The following is an 18,860-nucleotide window of genomic DNA, read 5'->3' on the forward strand; positions in this document are numbered from 1 at the left end:
TTTAAAAAAAATCTGATTATATGTTAAGTTGTTAGGCTTTAGCGTTATGTATCCAAGTAAGTTAAACGAGTTAATTATATTTTAAAACATCCATATGAAAATTGCCGTAATCGGAACAGGGTATGTTGGGCTTGTCACCGGGACTTGTCTGGCTGAAACAGGTAATACCGTAATTTGTGTCGACATTAATGAATCAAAGGTTCTGAAGATGCAAAACGGGGAGATTCCTATTTATGAACCTGGGCTTGATGTATTGTTCCTAAGAAATATCGTACAAAAAAGATTGACTTTTACTACCGATCTGGCTATTGCTGTTAAAGATGCGCAGATTATTTTTATGGCTCTGCCAACGCCTCCGGGTGGAGATGGAGCAGCCGATCTGTCCTATATTTTAGGGGCAGCGGAAGATATCGCGAAATTAGTAACCGAATATAAAGTTATTGTCAATAAATCTACAGTTCCAGTAGGTACCGCAGATAAGGTACAGGCTGTATTTGCAGCACATACTGATGTTAAGGTTGACGTGGTTTCGAACCCGGAGTTCCTGAGAGAAGGAGTGGCGGTAGATGATTTTATGAAACCGGACCGTGTGGTTATTGGTACCAGGAGTGAACGTGCACAAAAATTAATGGCCGAATTATACGGACCATATGTACGCCAGGGAAATCCGATCTTATTTATGGATGAGAAATCATCTGAGCTGACCAAATATGCTGCAAATTCATTTCTGGCCACAAAGATCACTTTCATGAACGAAGTAGCCAATCTTTGCGAGCTGGTTGGTGCCGATGTTGATGCTGTGCGTAAAGGTATAGGATCCGATGAGCGGATTGGAAAACGTTTCCTGTTTCCAGGCATTGGTTACGGTGGTTCATGTTTCCCTAAAGATGTACAGGCACTGGCTAAATCGGCTGAGGAGCATAAATATGAATTCAAGATCCTCGAAGCAGTTATGGAGATCAATGAAAAACAAAAAACTGTACTGGTTGAAAAACTGCAAAAATATTATAAGAATGAACTGAAAGGTAAACATTTTGCCCTTTGGGGATTAGCTTTTAAACCCGAAACAGATGATATTCGCGAAGCACCTGCTTTGTATATTATTGATGAGCTGGTAAAACTAGGCGCAACTATTACTGTTTTCGATCCGGAAGGGATGAAAAATGTCAAAGGACTGATTGGAGACAAGGTTAAATATGCCGATGACCAGTATGAAGCATTGAAAGGTGCTGATGCTTTATTGATTGCTACAGAATGGTCGGTTTTCAGGAACCCTGATTTTGAGCGCATGGAAGAGAAATTAGCCAATAAAGTTATTTTCGATGGACGTAATTTATATGACCTGCAGAAAATGATTGATTTGGGATATTATTATAACAGTATTGGCCGTAAACTGGTAGATTAATGGAGCGTAAAAGAGTATTGATTACCGGTGCAGCCGGATTTTTGGGTTCGCATTTATGCGATCGCTTTATCAAAGAAGACTATCATGTCATTGCAATGGATAACCTGATTACAGGTGATCTTCAGAATATCGAACACCTTTTTGCCCTGGAGAATTTTGAGTTTTCGCACCATGATGTGTCTAAATTTGTCTATGTGCCTGGTAAACTGGATTATATCCTTCATTTTGCCTCTCCGGCAAGTCCGATTGATTATCTGAAAATTCCAATTCAAACCCTTAAAGTGGGTTCTTTGGGTACACATAATTTATTGGGCTTGGCTAAGAATAAAAATGCAAGGATGATTATTGCTTCCACTTCAGAAGTTTATGGTGATCCGAGTGTGAACCCTCAGCCGGAAGAATATTGGGGGAATGTCAATCCTGTAGGACCAAGAGGTGTTTACGATGAGGCTAAACGTTTTCAGGAAGCAATGACTATGGCTTACCATACATTTCATGGCCTGGAAACACGGATTGTTCGTATTTTCAATACTTACGGACCAAGAATGCGCCTGAATGACGGACGTGTACTGCCTGCTTTTATCGGACAGGCTTTAAGAGGTGAAGACCTGACCGTTTTCGGTGATGGTTCACAGACCCGCTCTTTCTGTTATGTAGATGACCTGGTAGAGGGAATTTACAGATTGTTGCTGAGTGACTATGCACAACCGGTAAATATTGGAAACCCTGATGAAATTACCATTAGTCAGTTTGCTGAAGAAATTATTAAACTGACTGGCACCACGCAGAAGGTGATTTATAAAGAGTTGCCTATGGATGACCCTAAGCAGCGCAGACCGGATATCACCAAAGCAAGGGCATTGCTGAACTGGGAGCCTAAAGTAAATCGTGCAGAAGGGCTTAAAATTACTTACGAGTATTTCAAGAGTCTGCCGGCAGAGGCATTGGTGAATAAAGAACATAAAGATTTTACAACATACAACCGTTAATCAGAAATGGGCAAAATATTAGTTACCGGAGGAACAGGATTTATTGGTTCTCATACTGCAGTTGAATTGACCAATGCTGGTTATGAAGTCATTTTGGTCGATAATTTCTCTAATTCCAACAGAAAAATCCTTAAACAGCTGGAGACTATTCTGGGGCAGCAGCCTGAATTTGTGGAACTTGATCTTTGCGATGAAGCAAAGGTAAATGAGTTTGTCGCCAAACATCCTGATATTACAGGAGTAATTCATTTTGCAGCCTTTAAGGCTGTAGGTGAATCTGTACAGCAGCCATTAAAATATTATAGAAATAATTTTTATTCATTGATCAACCTGATTAATGCTTTTGATAGTAAAATTGATCTGGTATTTTCTTCTTCCTGTACAGTGTACGGACAGCCTGATCAATTACCTGTAACGGAAAGTGCAGTAGTTAAAAAAGCCGAGTCCCCTTATGGAAATACCAAGCAGATTGCAGAAGAAATTCTGTCTGAAACCTGTGCAGTTACACCTGGTCTGAAAATTACTTCTCTGCGTTATTTCAACCCTGTAGGAGCACATGAGTCGGCCCTTATCGGAGAATTACCAATTGGAGTTCCTCAGAACCTGATCCCGTTTGTTACGCAGTCAGCAATTGGTAAACGTGGACCAATTACTGTTTATGGAGATGATTACAATACACCTGATGGAAGTGCAATACGTGATTATATCCATGTAGTGGATCTGGCAAAAGCGCATGTTGCTGCAATTAAACGGATGGAAAGCGGAAAGGCAGAAAGCAATTATGAAGTATTCAACTTAGGTACAGGAAAAGGGACATCGGTGCTGGAAATTATCTCTGCATTTGAAAAATCTACCGGAACCAAACTGAGTTATACTATCGGAGCGAGAAGAGAAGGAGATATTGAACAGGTTTGGGGAGATGTAACTAAATCGGCTGAACAGCTTGGCTGGAAGGCAGAGCTTGATATTAACCAGATGATGCTTTCGGCATGGAAATGGGAAAATTATATCAAAGATAACCCCTTCTAAATGTTATTGAAGGATCATAAAGACCTTAAAGCGGCTATAACTGCAATCCCTGATAAAGAAAAGGATAAGTTGTTAATGCGCCTGATTGCAAAGGATAAGGTGCTGACTGAACACCTTCATTTCAAGTTACTGGAAAATGAAGGTGATCTGGAAGAAAGAAGCCAGCTGTTGCATGAAGAAATTACAGTTGCTGTAAGGTCTCTTGATCAGCTGAAAAGAGCAACAGCTAAAGATACATTACTTATCTTCCGGAAGTTGAATGGCAGGGTTAATCATCACTTTAAGGTAACCAAAGACCCGAATACAGAAGCAGAGCTTCGTATTCATTTATTGAAAAGTGTACCTGCAGGTTATCATGAAAGCGTGCTTTCACCTATGGCAAAGTTCAATGACAGGCTCAAAACATATTTCTTAAGGACTACATTGGCCCTGTATAAGAAATACCTGAAACTGCATGAAGATCTCCAGTATGATCTGAAAGATGATTTTAACAAGGTTCTGGAAAAGCTGGAAAAACACGATCTGATAAAGGCGGCCTCGGAGTTGGGGTTGCCAAAAGAATTATAAAGAAATACCTGGTCCTGTTTGAATTGATGATAAGCAGGATCACTTAAAAAGAAGATAAAAGAATTACCATGAAGAAGATTTTAATAACCGGTGGTGCAGGATTTATCGGTTCTCACGTAGTGAGAAGATTTGTGAATAAGTATCCTGATTATCAAATTATAAACCTGGATAAACTAACTTATGCAGGTAATCTTGCCAACCTGACAGATATCGAAGCAAATCCTAATTACAGATTTGTAAAGGCAGATATAACTGATGCCGAGGAAATCAATGCTTTGTTCAGAGAGGAGAATTTTGATGCAGTAATTCACCTGGCTGCAGAATCTCATGTTGACAGGTCGATTACTGATCCGACTGCATTTGTAATGACGAATGTCATTGGTACTGTAAATCTGCTGAATGCAGCAAGGGAATTCTGGAAAGGGGATTATCAGACAAAGCGGTTTTATCATGTATCAACGGATGAAGTTTATGGTGCACTGGGTGATACAGGAATGTTTACTGAAAGTACTGGTTATGATCCTCATAGCCCTTATTCTGCTTCTAAAGCAAGTTCAGATCATTTTGTAAGGGCTTATCATGATACTTACGGACTGGATGTCGTGATTTCGAATTGTTCAAATAATTATGGTTCTCATCATTTTCCTGAAAAATTAATTCCACTGGCTATTAATAATATCAAGAATAATCTTCCTGTTCCTGTTTATGGTAAAGGAGAGAATATCCGGGACTGGTTATGGGTAGAAGATCATGCACGTGCAATTGATGTCATCTTCCATGAAGCAAAAACAGGGGAAACTTATAATATCGGCGGACATAATGAATGGAAAAATATTGACCTGATTCACTTGCTTTGCAAAATTATGGACCAGAAACTGGGACGCACAGATGGGGAGTCGGCAAAACTGATTACGTTTGTTACTGACCGGGCAGGACATGACTTGCGCTATGCAATCGATTCGACGAAATTGCAGGAAAAACTGAACTGGGTTCCGAGTTTGCAATTTGAAGAGGGACTGGAGAAAACTGTAGCGTGGTATCTGGAGAACGAAGAATGGCTCACGAACGTTACCTCAGGAAATTATCAGAAATACTACGAGACACAGTATAACAGATAGACGGAGGTTTCTTCGCTGATAGAGATCAAAAAAATTGGTTGCTGTTTTTTTTTGGCCGGTTATGTCTTCTTTGAAGCCATAAATGCCAAAAAAAACAGCAACCAATTTTTTTTCACCACCAGAAATACTACCCGGTTTATCTTTGATAAAGAAAAACCGGATAGTATTTCTGATAATTTCCTTCGGACCTTAAATAGATATCCGTGCATGGAGCATAGTATGTTATGCATACAGCATAAAATACATTATTTCTTTTCTACGGATGACTTTCTGCATAATCGGAAAGACCCCTGGCAAAATCATAGAACATGTTCTGAAATATCCTGTTCTTTAAGAATGATTGAAAGGGGCGGAGATAACTCCGAAGGTTATAATACACATGCCAGGTAATGAGTGTCCCATTTCCCTGTGGGGTAAAAAGAATATCTTCTACCATCTGGGATACAATGGGGACACTAAGGGCATCGGAACTAAATGCAAATCGCTTTCCCATATCCAACACCAATAATCTTTCTCGGACCCTGATCCAGGCCAGATGAATATCTCTGATGCTCCCAAAATTGTCAGCAGGGGTATTGTACCAAATGGTTTTTTGGTAACCTTTTGCCCAGTCAGATTGATTTTCACCGGTTATTAATATTTCATAAAGCCTCCCGGAAGATGCCAGAGAACTAATTTGTATCGTTAAGCAATTTTTAGCACTGGCACTAAACGATAGATCGGATGGAATGTTATTGAACCACATAAGCAAAGACAATCTTTAATGAAAAATCTCTTATAAAGCTCTGGATTGATTAGGTATTCCTACTTGACATTTGTTAGTTAATAATCTCCCCGCATATGCATTACTTCTTTGCTTTTAACAACTGTAACTCTTGCTTAAACTCAGCATTCGACTTCATGATGTAAGCCTGAAGCTCATTTAGTTTCTCGTTTTGTTCTTTAACCTGTTTGTCCTTTTCCAGAAGATAAAGGGTAAGCTCTTCTACTTTTTTAACCAATAACTTATTCATCTCACCCAGCTCAATACCCTCTTTAGCAACCTCCTGCTCAGAAGGAAACTCTGGTAAATGCTGATGTTTGTCAATGTATAGTTTCAGTTCCGACAGGGTAGGCATCTGATAATCGCTCTTGAAAACGTAATCGGGCCAGTTAGCCGTTTCTACTTTTATCGCTTTACAACGGATATTTCCATTGACAGCCAATTTTTCCAATGGATTCTGTATGCCTATTCCTACATTACCATTGCTGGTTAACCTCATGTTCTCTTTCAGATTGGTGTAAAAAGTGAGATCGTGATTAGAGGTTGTACCTACAATCCCAAATTGAGCTCCGCCTGCACCTAAAAATGTACCGACAATATTATTTCCTACAGAGACGTAGGTGTTATTGTTATTGGCGTTAAAAACGGTCAGCTTATTATCGGGAGTCTGTGTGCCTATTCCTACATTACCGCTGCTGGTTAACCTCATATTCTCCTTCGAATTAGTGTAAAAAGCAAGGTCATGGTTAGAAGCTGTACCTACAACCCCGAATTGAGTTCCTCTTGCACCAAAAAGTGTACCGACAGTATTATTTTCTACGGTGACGTAGGTGTCACTGGTATTGGCATTAACAATTGTCAACTTATTGTAGGGAGTCTGTGTACCTATTCCTAAATTACCATTCCTGGTCAACCTCATATTCTCCTTTAAATTGGTGTAAAAGGTGAGATCATGATCAGAAGCTGTACCAATAAGCCCAAAAGAAGTTCCGGCGGCTCCAAATAAAGTAGCTACTGTGTTATTCGCTACCGAAACATATGTATTATTGAAATTAGGCTCATAAATCGATAATTTATTTAAGGGATTCTCAGTTCCTAGCCCTGCATTTCCATTTCCACTAGGGCTCCAGTAAAAGGTATTTTGAGCATGCGAATAACCAGCTGCCATCATGGACAGGATAATTAGTAAAAGTCTTTTCATGAATGTAAATTAAAAATATGCTGTAAATATAAACAGGTGTTTTTAATTTTAGGTTAAATGAAAGACTAATGAAATTATTCGTAACGCAATGCCTCTACCGGATCCAGTCTCGAAGCCTTCTTAGCCGGGTAATAGCCCGAAAGTACCCCAACCATCACGCAGAGGACAAAACCACCGAAGATGAATAACCAGGGAATAATAAATGCCCCACCCATCATCAGTGAGATGGCATTGCCCAACAGGATACCAAAGAGGATACCCATTCCGCCCCCCATCAGACAAATCACAACGGCCTCTATCAGGAATTGTTTCCGGATTACAGCAGGATTTGCACCGATAGCTTTCCTGACACCTATTTCACGGGTGCGCTCGGTAACGGATACGAGCATGATATTCATCAAACCGATGGAAGCGCCAATCAGGGTGATTACACCAATAGCAACACCGCCAATAGCAATAAATGAAAGGTTTTCAAACAAAGTCTGGGCAATAGCATCACTCTTGGAGATCTCAAAATTATTAGGCTCTCTGATCTTTATTTTCCTCACATTCCTGAACTGGGCAGTAGCTTCTCCTATAAGGTTCTCCAACTGATCTGCGCTGTTTGCCATCACTGTGATCGTATAGGATGGATTTGGATTGGTATTAATGATCTTTGCTTTGTATAGGGGAATGAAAATAGCTCTGTCAGTACTAAAACCCATACTCGAGCCTTTTGAAGCCAGTACACCAACAACCTTCAGCCGGGTACCTGCCGCAATGATAAATTTATCAATCGGCGACTCCTTTTTAAACAGGTTAGTCGCAATTTCACTTCCTATAATACACAGGTTACTCCCGTTCTCAGACTCGGCAGCAGTAAAATTACGGCCATCTGAAAGCTCCGAACCTTGTGATTTAAGACCGTTTTCATCAATACCCTTGACGTTTATATTGGGATTTGTTTTGACTTGTTTATACTTCGCTGTCGATGCACCTGAGGCACTCACACTTACTGTAACCAGAGCAGGGGTATTAAATTGCTTTTTAAAGGCAATAGCATCGTCGTAACGGATAGCCTTTGAAGTATTTCCATCCTGTCCGGGGCCTCCAATGCGGATACCGGTCCCTTTATTCCTGATCGTAAAGGAATTGGCACCCATATTTGAAAATGCTTCGGTCATACTTGTTTTTACCGCATCCAGAGTTGTCAGAATCCCTACCAGTGCTGTTAAACCAATAGCGATAATCAAAGCCGTCAGCATAGTCCGCAGGCGGTTACTTTTGATGGATTCCAGGGCAAGTCTTACATTTTCTGTATAGGTCATTTCTTCAAGATCTAATTTGGATGGGCTGAAAATAAAAAACCCCGCTGTTAGGACAACGGGATTTATAAAATGTTACACGAAAAATCTTTTAATTATACAGAAAAGCTGGTTCCACAACCACAGGTGCTTTCTGCATTAGGATTACTGAAGGTAAAACCCCTTGAGTTTAATCCATCCTGCCAGTCTACCTGCATACCCAGCAAATACATCTGGTGTGCTTTATTCATGAAAACCTTAATTCCATTGATGATAAATTCCTGATCGCCGTCTTTTTTCTGGTCAAAACCCAACAGATAACTCATTCCCGAGCAACCGCCGCCTTCAACACCAACGCGCAAACCAAAATCATCTGCAATTTCCTGCTGATCTTTTAATTTTATAAGTTCTTTTAAAGCAGTTTCAGTAAAAGAAACTGGTGCAAATGCTGTATCAACTGTACTCATGATATTTCTAATTTGGAATAATTAATATATCCTCTGGTTAAAAAAATGACCTCTATACAAACAGGTCAGATTATCCAATGCCCGGATTTTCAGAACAAAGATAAGAACAAATGGTTTATACTGTATAAGATAAAATAACGGGAGCGTCAGTTTGGCGTAAAGAATTTTATCTGGCAAAATAAAAACAATAAATATCAACGGATAAAATAAAAACTACATTTTTGCTGAGGACAAATTAAACCAAATGAACGTACAATATTTTTTGACACTTGTAGCGGTACTTGCCGCAGGTGGGATGATTACCGTAATTTTTACCTGGTTCCTGACCAGAAATGATATTCAGCAATACATTAGCCTGAAATCTGCCGAGTCCCGGAAAGAACAACAGCAGCATTTACTACCACTTCGTTTGCAGGCGCATGAACGGATGATTGTTTTTGTAGAAAGACTTAATCCTTCCAATCTTTTCATCAGATTACATCAGCCAGGTATGACAGCAAAAGAGCTTCAGTCCCTTGTGCTGAATGAAATCAGATCAGAATACCAGCACAATGTTACGCAGCAGTTATATGTCAGTACATCGGCCTGGAACGTAGTGCGTAAACTCAAGGAAGATACTATTGCTATGCTTAATAATGCCGTTGCAGGGCTTCCTGCCGGGGCAAGTGGCGTAGAACTCAGCAGAAAAGTACTGGAGCATATGGCATCTGTTAATGATAATCCTTATGACCTTACCCTGGAACTGATCCAAAAAGACATTCACCAGTTATTTTAATATGGAAGATAAAAAATTCGTTACCAGCTCAGGAATTGAGATCAATGCCCTATATACGCTGGATAAGCCAATGACTGAAACTCCTGGGAAATTTCCATTTACAAGGGGTATCCAGAAAGATATGTACCGTGGCCGTTTATGGACGATGCGTCAGTACGCAGGTTTCAGTACTGCTGAAGAGTCAAATAAACGTTATCACTATCTGCTGAAGCAGGGAACTATGGGCTTATCCGTAGCTTTTGACCTGCCAACGCAGATCGGATATGATTCTGATCATGAAATGGCCGAAGGCGAAGTCGGTAAGGTAGGAGTCGCTATTGACTCTCTGAAGGATATGGAAACCTTGTTTGAAGGGATTGAACTGGAAAAGATTACGACCTCCATGACAATCAATGCAACTGCATCCATTCTGCTGTCCATGTACATCGCACTGGCTAAAAAACAAGGAGCGGATATCAGTCAGATTTCGGGCACCATACAAAATGATATTCTGAAAGAGTACGCTGCAAGAGGGACTTACATCTACCCGCCGAAATCCTCTATGCGGATCATTACCGATATCTTTGAATATTGCAGTAAAGAAGTACCCAAATGGAATACGATTTCCATTTCAGGTTATCATATCCGTGAAGCGGGCTCAACCGCGGTACAGGAACTGGCTTTTACCCTGGCCAACGGTAAAGCCTATCTGAACGCTGCGCTTGAAAAAGGATTAGATATCAATGTCTTCGCCAAACGGCTTTCTTTCTTCTTTAACTGCCATAATAATTTTTTTGAAGAGATTGCTAAATTCCGTGCGGCGAGACGGATGTGGGCTCATATTACAAAATCTCTCGGCGCGACAGATGAGAAGGCGCAGATGTTGCGATTCCATACGCAAACGGGAGGTTCTACGCTCACCGCGCAGCAGCCGATGAACAATATCATCAGAGTGACAAATCAAGCCATGGCAGCCGTCCTTGGAGGTACGCAGTCACTGCATACCAATGGGTTTGATGAAGCACTTTCATTACCTACTGAAGCAGCGGCAAAAATCGCGCTGCGGACACAGCAGGTGATTGCTTTTGAAAGCGGGGTGACTGAAACTGTCGATCCTCTGGCCGGCTCTTTTTTTGTAGAATCGCTGACCAACGAAATTGAAGCCGCTGCCCAGCTCTACATTGATAAAATTGATGCGATGGGCGGCTCTGTAAATGCCATTGAAAATGGTTATATTCAGAATGAAATTGCGGATGCTGCTTATACTTACCAGGTAGAAATTGAAGAAGCGAGCCGGGTGATCGTTGGTGTTAATAAATTTACACAGGAGCAAGAGGGAATTACGGATACTTTAAGGATTGATGAATCCATCCGGACGATACAGACAGACAAGCTTAACCGCTTAAAAGAGGAAAGAAATAATGAGGCTGTAGCGGCTGCATTGTTTAATCTGAAAAAAGCTGCTGAATCCACAGATAACCTGATGCCTTTTATTCTGACTGCTGTCGAAACTTATGCAACACTGGGGGAAATTGCAGATGTGCTTCGTAGTGTTTTCGGTGAATATTAAATCTAATGTTAAAAAATAGTTATCCACATAAAAAATTTAGGTTAACTATGGTATAACTCTGCTGTTTAAGTACTTACTAAATAAATGAAATTTTAGTTTTTTTTGTTGATAATTTTTTGAATCTTCGATCTCTCGGATCAGCGGTTTCTATAGGCTGTTTTCGTTATAAAAAACCAATAATTATATGGGCACTATGGAAAAAACTTGTACAGAAGTATGGAAAAACTGTCTTCAAATAATTAAGGACAATATACCGGGACAAAGCTTTAAAACTTGGTTCGAACCGATCTCTGCCCTTAAGCTTGATGGTAAAGTTTTAACCATACAGGTACCAAGTTTATTTTTCTATGAATGGCTGGAAGAACATTATGTAGGTTTGCTGCGCAAGACTGTTAAAAAACAGCTTGGGGAGGAAGGCAGACTGGAGTACAACATCGTTGTGGATAAGTCTTCCAATAGTGGTTCGCCCTATACTACCAACATGCCCTCCAATGGAAACGGGGCAGAAGCTAAACTGCAATCTATGCCAATACCTGTTTCTATAAACAAGGATATCAAAAATCCATTTATAATACCAGGACTGAAAAAGCTGAACGTAGATCCTCAGCTGAATTCAAATTATACTTTTGAAAATTATATTGAAGGAGACTGTAACCGACTGGCACGTTCAGCAGGGTATGCTGTAGCAGCAAAACCAGGAGGTACTTCTTTTAATCCACTGATGATCTATGGCGGGGTAGGGCTGGGTAAAACCCATCTGGGACAAGCCATCGGTAATGAGATTAAAAGAACAATGCCCGATAAGCTGGTAATCTATGTTTCCTGCGAGAAGTTCTGTCAGCAGTTTGTAGACTCCCTGAAAAATAATACAATTAATGATTTTGTGAATTTCTACCAGGCAATGGATGTCATCATTATGGATGATGTACATAATTTCGCCGGAAAAGAAAAAACACAGGATATCTTTTTCCATATCTTCAACCACCTTCATCAGTCTGGTAAACAGGTTATCCTGACTTCTGATAAAGCACCTAAGGATCTGGCCGGATTGGAAGAAAGATTGCTGAGCAGGTTCAAATGGGGACTTTCTGCAGATTTGCAAATTCCGGATCTGGAGACCAGGATCGCCATTCTAAGAAAGAAGATGTATGCAGATGGTATCGAACTTCCTCAGGAAGTTGTAGAGTACGTTGCCAATAATATCGATAACAATGTCAGAGAGCTGGAAGGTGCTATGGTTTCCCTGCTTGCACAGTCTACTTTAAATAAAAAAGATATTGATCTTTCTCTGGCTAAGCAAATGCTGAAGAACTTTATCAAAAATACTACGAAAGAGATTTCAATGGAATATATTCAGAAACTGGTTTGTGAATATTTTGAAGTCCCTGTAGATATGGTCAAATCATCGACCCGTAAACGCGAAATTGTACAGGCAAGACAAATCTCCATGTATCTGTCTAAAAGCCATACTAAATCCTCTCTTAAAACTATCGGTGCATTCTTTGGTGGCAGAGATCACTCTACTGTAATTTATGCCTGTCAGACTGTGGAAGACCTGATCGATACCGACAAGAAATTTAAGGGATATGTACACGATATCCAGAAGAAACTTAAGATGAATTAACTCATTCCGGTTAGTGTAACCTGATTGTTGTTTTGTAATGAATAAGTTACTATTCCGTTTGGCGGTTTTAGTGATTTACATCTAATTTTTTAATTTCTTAACATTAATCTTAAAAATTTAAGAAATATGTTGGAAAACGATAAGATAAATCATTTTATCATTATCTACAGCCAACAATTCCCTAATACCCCCCGGATACTTTCGTGAAGGATTTAATCTAATTAAAAAATTCATGGAAAAAACTCTACCCAACTTCTTGCGAATGCTGCTAACCCTGGTATTCGTCTGCCTCATTAACATCCATTTATTTGCACAGAATGTACAGCTAAAAGGAACAGTTACCGATGAAACAAAAGCACCCCTGCCAGGTGCCAGCATCAAAATCAAAGGAACAACTACAGGTACAATAAGTTCTTCCAACGGGACGTACAGCCTCAGCGTACCCAAAGGAAAAACGATTGTAATCAGTTCAATCGGTTATCTGACACAAGAGGTCGTTACAAGCGGTGAACCTGTACTTAATTTTGAGCTGAAAAATGACTCCAAACTCTTAACAGAAGTAGTTGTTACTGCTCTGGGGATCAAAAAAGATGTCAGAAAGATCGGTTATGCTACTCAGGAGATTAAAGGAAGTGAACTGGTTAAAGCCAGAGAACCCAATGCGATTAACTCCTTAACAGGAAAGATCGCTGGTCTGACCGTTGGAGGTAATGCTGAATTACTGGGGCGTCCGCAATTGGTATTAAGAGGAAGTACCGATCTGCTCTTTGTTGTAGACGGGGTGCCTGTTAATTCGGATACCTGGAATATCAGTGCTGATGATATTGAAACCTATACTGTGTTAAAAGGGCCAAACGCTGCGGCATTATATGGTTTCAGGGGGCAAAACGGAGCCATCCTGGTGACTACAAAAAAAGGGACTAAAGACGGTCGCGGGTTTACCGTTGAATTGAACAGCAGTACGATGTTCGAGAAAGGATATACTGCGGTACCAAAAGCACAGACACAGTATGGTTACGGTAATGACTACAAATATGCTTATGGTAATGATCTTTATGACCTTGACGGGAGCTACAGACGGACAAATATCTGGGGGCCTAAATTTGACGGTCAGGGAGTAGCTCAGTATGACAGCCCAGTAGATCCTGTTACCGGGGTCCGTACTAAAACACCATGGCTGGCCAAAGGTGTTAATAACTTCGAAAATTTTATGGAAATGGGTTTGTTAAGTACCAATAACGTTTCTGTGAGTGCTTCGGGTGATAAATATGATATGCGTACTTCTGTGAGCCATACTTATCAGAAAGGAATGGCCCCGAATACAAAACTGAATATTGATAACATGAATATTTATGGAGGATATAATTTCAGTCCCAAATGGAGAATGGATGCCAACCTGAATTTCAATTCTCAGTACACACCGAATATCCCGGATGTTTCTTACGGGCCTAACAGTTATGTTTACCAGTTTAAAGTATACGGTTCAGCAAGCTGGGATCTGAATGACGTAAAGGACTATTACGGAGGCCCGCGTGGACGTCAGGGACTGGTACAGAACTTTGTAGAGTACGGAAGACATAATAACCCTTATTTTACAGCTAATGAATGGCTGCACAGCCATAAAAAAACTGATATCAACGGTTATGCTAAATTAAGTTATAAGGTCAATGATAACCTGAATTTCAGTTTACGTTCTCAGGTAACTACCTGGAACCAGTTACGTACAGAAAAAGTTCCGCCATCCACCAACTTAAATCAGTATGTAAACGATTATTATTTCAATAAGACCAATGGTGTCTACAATATCTGGTATGGTGATTACAGAGAGGATCAGCGTAATTTAATCGAACACAATCACGATTTTCTGGCTAATTACAATAAGAAATTCAGCGAAGACTTCAATCTCTCAGGTTCGGCTGGTGCTAACTTAAGAACATTTGAATATAATTCTACCTGGGCTACAACTTACGCGCTAACTCTTCCGGGTGTTTATACACTGGCTAATTCTCAGGGGCCTGTTAAATCTTACAATTTTGGTTCTAAGATGCAGGTTTCGAGTGGTTATTATACTTTTGACTTTGGAATCAAAAACTGGTTAAACATCAATACAACCGGTCGTGTGGATAAACTATCTACATTACCTGCTGGTCATGATGTCTTCTTTTACCCTTCGGTATCCCTGAGTTCTGTAGTCAGTGACTATGTTAAATTGCCTGAATTTATTTCATTCCTGAAATTACGTGGCTCTTTTGCTGATGTCAGGGGTGCATTAACAAGTCCGACTATCGGAACAGCTTATAATGCCCTGACAGGAAATACAGTGGGTACTTTATTGGGTGGGGGTACTTACGGTGGTTACGGAACAGAATTATATAGTTCATATGATGGACCAACTTATGACAACCAGAATACCTATAACGTGAATACTTATTACAACAATACCCCATCTGTTGATTATTCAAAAAATATCGCCAATAATAACATCAAGCCATTTGATGTGAAATCTTATGAGGCAGGAACAGAAATCAGGTTCCTGAAAAACAGGTTGGGTGTTGATTTTACTTATTTTACTTCTATTAACGGACCACTGGTATTTCAATTGCCGGTCGCTCCTTCAACAGGATACAGTACGGAAAGTGTCAACGCGATCACCTCTAAGAAAAAAGGATGGGAATTATCTGTGACAGGTACCCCTGTTAAAACACAGAGTGGATTTAGCTGGGATGTAATGGCCAATCTGTCTACTTATAAAGAAACCCTGAGCAAAATTTACAACGGTGTAGATGGATGGGCAATCAATAACCATAATTATAAAGTCGGAGAACGTCTGGATGGAATTTACGGACGTGCTTATGTCAGGGCCCCGGATGGACAAATCATTCATGATGCCAGTGGTTTACCTTTAGCACAGCAGGCAGGTGTGAATAATAATCAATTACTTGGCTATGCAAACCCAGATTTTGTATTTGGTTTCAATAACAAGTTTAGCTATAAGAATTTCAGTTTCAGTTTTCAGTTTGATGGTCGCATTGGCGGTAAAATATTCGATTACGTATACGCACAGATGCTTAACGCCGGTACAGCAGCCGACCTGGTTCAGGGACAATATGGTGATGCCCGTTTGAAAGAATGGCAAAGCACAAATGGCGGTACAGTGAATGCAACCGGCGCAATGGTAGGAAACGGTGTAGTGATTACCTCAGGTACACCACATTATACAAACGGTAAGATTGATAACTATGATCAGCTGACCTTTGCGCAAAACGGTAAAGCCGTAACCTTAAGAAACTATATACAAAATGGTGTTTACGGATTATTTGATGAGCCATTTATGGTGAGCCGTTCTTATGTGAAACTGCGTGAGGTGGTTATCGGTTATAATCTGCCTAAAAAATTCCTGGCTAAATCATTTATCCGCTCAGCGAGCATTTCTTTAATCGGAAGAAACCTGCTCTATTTTGCTAAACGTAAAGATATTGACCTTGATCAGTATGCTTCAGGGTTCAATTTATCAAGTAAATCCCTTGGAGGTAAACAAAGTGACCTGCAAAGTTCAACGGCCCGCCGTTTTGGTGTTAATCTGAGCATAGGCTTCTAATCTATTAATCTTAAGAAAATGAAATTAAATATTATAAAATTAACCAGTCTGCTCATCGTTGCGGTAGTACTGGGTGGCTGTCAGAAAGGTGATTTACTTTCTAACCCGAATGTAGCAAGCGAAAATTCAAATGTTCCTGCACCGTTGTTATTGAATCACCTGACCTGGAGTATGTACCGCGGTGGTGGTGTAGTAGAAAAAGCAGCAAATGCTGTAGGAGAGGAGCCTTTTGGACAATTGGGTAGATGGAATCAATATACCGTTTCTTCTAATTCTTACTATAGAGGTAATAATGCTTATTCTTTCAGTAATACAGCTACAGCCTATGATATGTTAAGATATGTGAACCAATTGGAAGGCCAGGCAAATTTACAGTTTGGAACAGCCAATAGTGTATATGGTGCACTGAGTAAATTTTTCAGGGCTTATAGTTTTGTATGGCTTACCCAGCGGGTAGGTGATATTCCTGTATCAGAAGCCGGAGATCCAAAGAATCTTGCGCCAAAGTTTGAAGTACAGAAAGAAGTTTATAGAAAAAGTCTGCAATTACTGGAAGATGCGAATGCGACGATGACAATAGCCATTAAACCTGCTGTGTCTGTAGATAATTCAGGTACGCTGGTTGGGGGAGATATTTATGGATTAACCTATCTTCAGTGGCAGAGAGTAATTAACAGTTACCGTCTGCGGGTATTAATCAGTTTGAGCAAAAGGGCAGATGATAACGCAGATCTGAATATCAGACAACAGTTTTCAGATATCTTAAGCAATCCTGTTAAATATCCTTTGCTGACCGGTAATAACGATAACCTGTCCTTTAAATACAATGCGACTGTCAACAAATTTATTTATAACCCTGATGAGACTTATAACCTGTTTGAAAATATGGGTAAGACTTATCTGGATATTACAACGGCAAATAAAGACCCACGTACATTTATCACTTCAACTCCTGCTCCGGCCCAGCTGAGCGGCGGTAAAGGTGTAAGTGATTTTACTGCTTATGTAGGTGCAAGTACTGCATTAACGCAGAGCAGCATTTCGGCTAATGATGCGACCGGAATGTATTCTTACGTAAATTATAAAAGATACTTCACTACTTTCACCGGACCAGAACCGGCAGTGATGATCGGTTACCCGGAATTGTGTTTTAATATTGCAGAAGCAGTTAACAGAGGTTGGGTAAGCGGATCTGCAGCTACGTGGTATCAGAACGGGATTAAAGCTTCCCTTAGTTTTTATGGATTAACAGAGGGACAGAGTTATGACATCGGGAACGTTAAAGGAGTTACTTTAGGTACTGTGACTATCAAAATCAATGATTTCCTGACGAATCCCAATGTAGTTTATAAAGGCGATAACACGGATGGACTGAAACAGATCCTTCAGCAGAAATATGTAGCCTTCTTTGAAAACTCGGCCTGGGAAGCATTTTATAACTGGCGCCGTACAGGTATTCCAGACTTTGCCAACAATGGCCCGGGTATCAATCCATCGGGTGTTATTCCCCTTCGCTGGCAATATCCACTGGAAGAACAGAATAATAATACAGCAAACTATAAGGCAGCTGTCAGTTCTCAGTATGGCGGGAACGATGATGTCAACCAGAAAATGTGGTTGTTGAAATAAACAGAAGCAAAAAACAAAACTATGAAAGCAATATTCGTTTTATTATTTTCTGCATTTGCCGGCCTGCAGGTAGCTAATGCATCGGTGAATGACACAACCAGGCTGGTGCCGGTAAAAGGGGCCGTTAATTTCAGGGATCTGGGTGGTTATCTGACTCATGAGGGAACTCATGTCAAATGGGGAAAGGTGTACCGGTCTGCCGAAATCAGCAAGTTAACTGATGACGATCTCAAACTATTGGTACAAAAACACATTAAATCGGTTGTCGATTTTCGCAGTGATGAAGAAGTTGCCAGGGCTAAAGATCGTTTACCTGCAAATGCGGCCTATTTACAATTACCAGCCGGGAGCGAAAGCCTGACAGGTATTATGGCTGTATTACCTAAACTGAATAACGGAGACTCGCTGATGATTTCTTTTTATAGTCAGACTGCGCATTTGAAGGAAAAATACAAGCCTTTTTTTCAGGAGCTGTTGAAAATGCCCGACGGGGATGCTTTGTTGTTTCATTGCACAGCCGGAAAAGATCGTACAGGTATAGGTGCGGCACTCTTTTTACATGTATTAGGTGTGCCTGATGAAACAGTGCTGGAAGATTATCTGGCTACCAATGAATACCGGAAAGCAGAGAATGAAAAGATGGTGAAAATGATGATGCAAATGAATATCAAAGAGCAGGTTGCCCGTGATCTAGCTGAGGTAAAACCAGAATACCTGATTGCTACTGTAAAAGCTATTTTTCAGCAGTACGGTAGCGTAGATCAGTTTATTACGGATGAAATTGGCCTGACGGCTGATGATATCGCCCTGCTAAGGAAAAAATATACTAAATAGAATTGCTGTATTAATGTCTTATGCTCATG

At 40.3% G+C, this 18,860-nt stretch carries 15 protein-coding genes; 11 read left to right on the forward strand and 4 right to left on the reverse strand.

The window, feature by feature from the left end:
* The first annotated feature begins 94 nt into the window (after nucleotides 1-94).
* The 5 genes from HDF25_RS15035 (at nucleotide 95) to rfbB (ending at nucleotide 5,108) form a co-directional block, all read left to right on the forward strand.
* Nucleotides 95-1,405, forward strand: coding sequence for a UDP-glucose dehydrogenase family protein (locus HDF25_RS15035; protein WP_184626130.1), 1,311 nt, complete (start codon nucleotides 95-97; stop codon nucleotides 1,403-1,405).
* Nucleotides 1,405-2,394: a UDP-glucuronic acid decarboxylase family protein gene (locus HDF25_RS15040; RefSeq protein ID WP_184626132.1), complete on the forward strand. Its 990-nt coding sequence runs from the start codon at nucleotides 1,405-1,407 to the stop codon at nucleotides 2,392-2,394. Before HDF25_RS15035 ends, HDF25_RS15040 begins: the two co-directional genes overlap by 1 nt.
* A 6-nt stretch (nucleotides 2,395-2,400) precedes the next feature.
* The gene (galE, locus tag HDF25_RS15045) at nucleotides 2,401-3,423 is read left to right on the forward strand and encodes a UDP-glucose 4-epimerase GalE (protein ID WP_184626134.1); all 1,023 of its coding nucleotides are present in this window, start codon (nucleotides 2,401-2,403) and stop codon (nucleotides 3,421-3,423) included.
* Nucleotides 3,424-3,990: a hypothetical protein gene (locus HDF25_RS15050; protein WP_184626136.1), complete on the forward strand. Its 567-nt coding sequence runs from the start codon at nucleotides 3,424-3,426 to the stop codon at nucleotides 3,988-3,990.
* A gap of 68 nt (nucleotides 3,991-4,058) precedes the next feature.
* Nucleotides 4,059-5,108 (forward strand): dTDP-glucose 4,6-dehydratase, encoded by a 1,050-nt coding sequence (gene rfbB, locus HDF25_RS15055; RefSeq protein WP_184626138.1) that lies wholly within the window; start codon nucleotides 4,059-4,061, stop codon nucleotides 5,106-5,108.
* 256 nt (nucleotides 5,109-5,364) lie between these two features.
* On the opposite strand, the gene HDF25_RS15060 is transcribed toward rfbB, so the two are convergent.
* The 4 genes from HDF25_RS15060 to HDF25_RS15075 form a co-directional block, all read right to left on the reverse strand.
* Complete coding sequence (locus tag HDF25_RS15060) at nucleotides 5,365-5,853, reverse strand: hypothetical protein (RefSeq protein WP_184626140.1); 489 nt, start codon at nucleotides 5,851-5,853, stop codon at nucleotides 5,365-5,367.
* Between the two features lie 100 nt (nucleotides 5,854-5,953).
* Complete coding sequence (locus HDF25_RS15065; RefSeq protein ID WP_184626142.1) at nucleotides 5,954-7,072, reverse strand: hypothetical protein; 1,119 nt, start codon at nucleotides 7,070-7,072, stop codon at nucleotides 5,954-5,956.
* A gap of 74 nt (nucleotides 7,073-7,146) precedes the next feature.
* Nucleotides 7,147-8,379, reverse strand: a complete 1,233-nt coding sequence (locus tag HDF25_RS15070) for an ABC transporter permease (RefSeq protein ID WP_184626144.1) — start codon at nucleotides 8,377-8,379, stop codon at nucleotides 7,147-7,149.
* Between the two features lie 92 nt (nucleotides 8,380-8,471).
* Nucleotides 8,472-8,822, reverse strand: coding sequence for a HesB/IscA family protein (locus HDF25_RS15075; RefSeq protein WP_184626146.1), 351 nt, complete (start codon nucleotides 8,820-8,822; stop codon nucleotides 8,472-8,474).
* A gap of 244 nt (nucleotides 8,823-9,066) precedes the next feature.
* Here HDF25_RS15075 and HDF25_RS15080 point away from each other — a divergent pair, with 244 nt between their 5' ends.
* The 6 genes from HDF25_RS15080 to HDF25_RS15105 all read left to right on the forward strand — a co-directional run bounded on the left by HDF25_RS15080 (nucleotide 9,067) and on the right by HDF25_RS15105 (nucleotide 18,831).
* The gene (locus HDF25_RS15080) at nucleotides 9,067-9,597 is read left to right on the forward strand and encodes a hypothetical protein (protein ID WP_184626148.1); all 531 of its coding nucleotides are present in this window, start codon (nucleotides 9,067-9,069) and stop codon (nucleotides 9,595-9,597) included.
* A gap of 1 nt (nucleotide 9,598) precedes the next feature.
* Nucleotides 9,599-11,146, forward strand: a complete 1,548-nt coding sequence (locus HDF25_RS15085) for a methylmalonyl-CoA mutase (RefSeq protein ID WP_184626150.1) — start codon at nucleotides 9,599-9,601, stop codon at nucleotides 11,144-11,146.
* Between the two features lie 193 nt (nucleotides 11,147-11,339).
* A complete protein-coding gene (gene dnaA / locus HDF25_RS15090) occupies nucleotides 11,340-12,770 on the forward strand; it encodes a chromosomal replication initiator protein DnaA (RefSeq protein WP_184626153.1) in 1,431 nt (476 codons plus the stop codon).
* A 232-nt stretch (nucleotides 12,771-13,002) separates the two neighbouring features.
* Nucleotides 13,003-16,368, forward strand: coding sequence for a SusC/RagA family TonB-linked outer membrane protein (locus tag HDF25_RS15095; RefSeq protein ID WP_221450914.1), 3,366 nt, complete (start codon nucleotides 13,003-13,005; stop codon nucleotides 16,366-16,368).
* An 18-nt stretch (nucleotides 16,369-16,386) separates the two neighbouring features.
* The gene (locus HDF25_RS15100; RefSeq protein WP_184626155.1) at nucleotides 16,387-17,997 is read left to right on the forward strand and encodes a SusD/RagB family nutrient-binding outer membrane lipoprotein; all 1,611 of its coding nucleotides are present in this window, start codon (nucleotides 16,387-16,389) and stop codon (nucleotides 17,995-17,997) included.
* Between the two features lie 21 nt (nucleotides 17,998-18,018).
* On the forward strand, nucleotides 18,019-18,831 hold the full coding sequence (locus HDF25_RS15105) for a tyrosine-protein phosphatase (RefSeq protein WP_184626157.1): 813 nt from the start codon (nucleotides 18,019-18,021) through the stop codon (nucleotides 18,829-18,831).
* The last annotated feature ends 29 nt before the right edge of the window (nucleotides 18,832-18,860 follow it).

Source organism: Pedobacter cryoconitis, assembly GCF_014207135.1.
GTDB classification, from domain to species: Bacteria; Bacteroidota; Bacteroidia; order Sphingobacteriales; family Sphingobacteriaceae; genus Pedobacter; species Pedobacter cryoconitis_D.

Bases quoted from the DNA above. Each gene is read 5' to 3' on its own strand.
- HDF25_RS15060 (WP_184626140.1), bottom strand. From the start codon at position 5,853: ATGTGGTTCAATAACATTCCATCCGATCTATCGTTTAGTGCCAGTGCT.
- HDF25_RS15070 (WP_184626144.1), bottom strand. From the start codon at position 8,379: ATGACCTATACAGAAAATGTAAGACTTGCCCTGGAATCCATCAAAAGT.
- HDF25_RS15050 (WP_184626136.1), top strand. From the start codon at position 3,424: ATGTTATTGAAGGATCATAAAGACCTTAAAGCGGCTATAACTGCAATC.
- galE (WP_184626134.1), top strand. From the start codon at position 2,401: ATGGGCAAAATATTAGTTACCGGAGGAACAGGATTTATTGGTTCTCAT.
- dnaA (WP_184626153.1), top strand. From the start codon at position 11,340: ATGGAAAAAACTTGTACAGAAGTATGGAAAAACTGTCTTCAAATAATT.
- HDF25_RS15095 (WP_221450914.1), top strand. From the start codon at position 13,003: ATGGAAAAAACTCTACCCAACTTCTTGCGAATGCTGCTAACCCTGGTA.
- HDF25_RS15080 (WP_184626148.1), top strand. From the start codon at position 9,067: ATGAACGTACAATATTTTTTGACACTTGTAGCGGTACTTGCCGCAGGT.
- HDF25_RS15085 (WP_184626150.1), top strand. From the start codon at position 9,599: ATGGAAGATAAAAAATTCGTTACCAGCTCAGGAATTGAGATCAATGCC.
- rfbB (WP_184626138.1), top strand. From the start codon at position 4,059: ATGAAGAAGATTTTAATAACCGGTGGTGCAGGATTTATCGGTTCTCAC.
- HDF25_RS15040 (WP_184626132.1), top strand. From the start codon at position 1,405: ATGGAGCGTAAAAGAGTATTGATTACCGGTGCAGCCGGATTTTTGGGT.
- HDF25_RS15100 (WP_184626155.1), top strand. From the start codon at position 16,387: ATGAAATTAAATATTATAAAATTAACCAGTCTGCTCATCGTTGCGGTA.
- HDF25_RS15105 (WP_184626157.1), top strand. From the start codon at position 18,019: ATGAAAGCAATATTCGTTTTATTATTTTCTGCATTTGCCGGCCTGCAG.
- HDF25_RS15065 (WP_184626142.1), bottom strand. From the start codon at position 7,072: ATGAAAAGACTTTTACTAATTATCCTGTCCATGATGGCAGCTGGTTAT.
- HDF25_RS15075 (WP_184626146.1), bottom strand. From the start codon at position 8,822: ATGAGTACAGTTGATACAGCATTTGCACCAGTTTCTTTTACTGAAACT.
- HDF25_RS15035 (WP_184626130.1), top strand. From the start codon at position 95: ATGAAAATTGCCGTAATCGGAACAGGGTATGTTGGGCTTGTCACCGGG.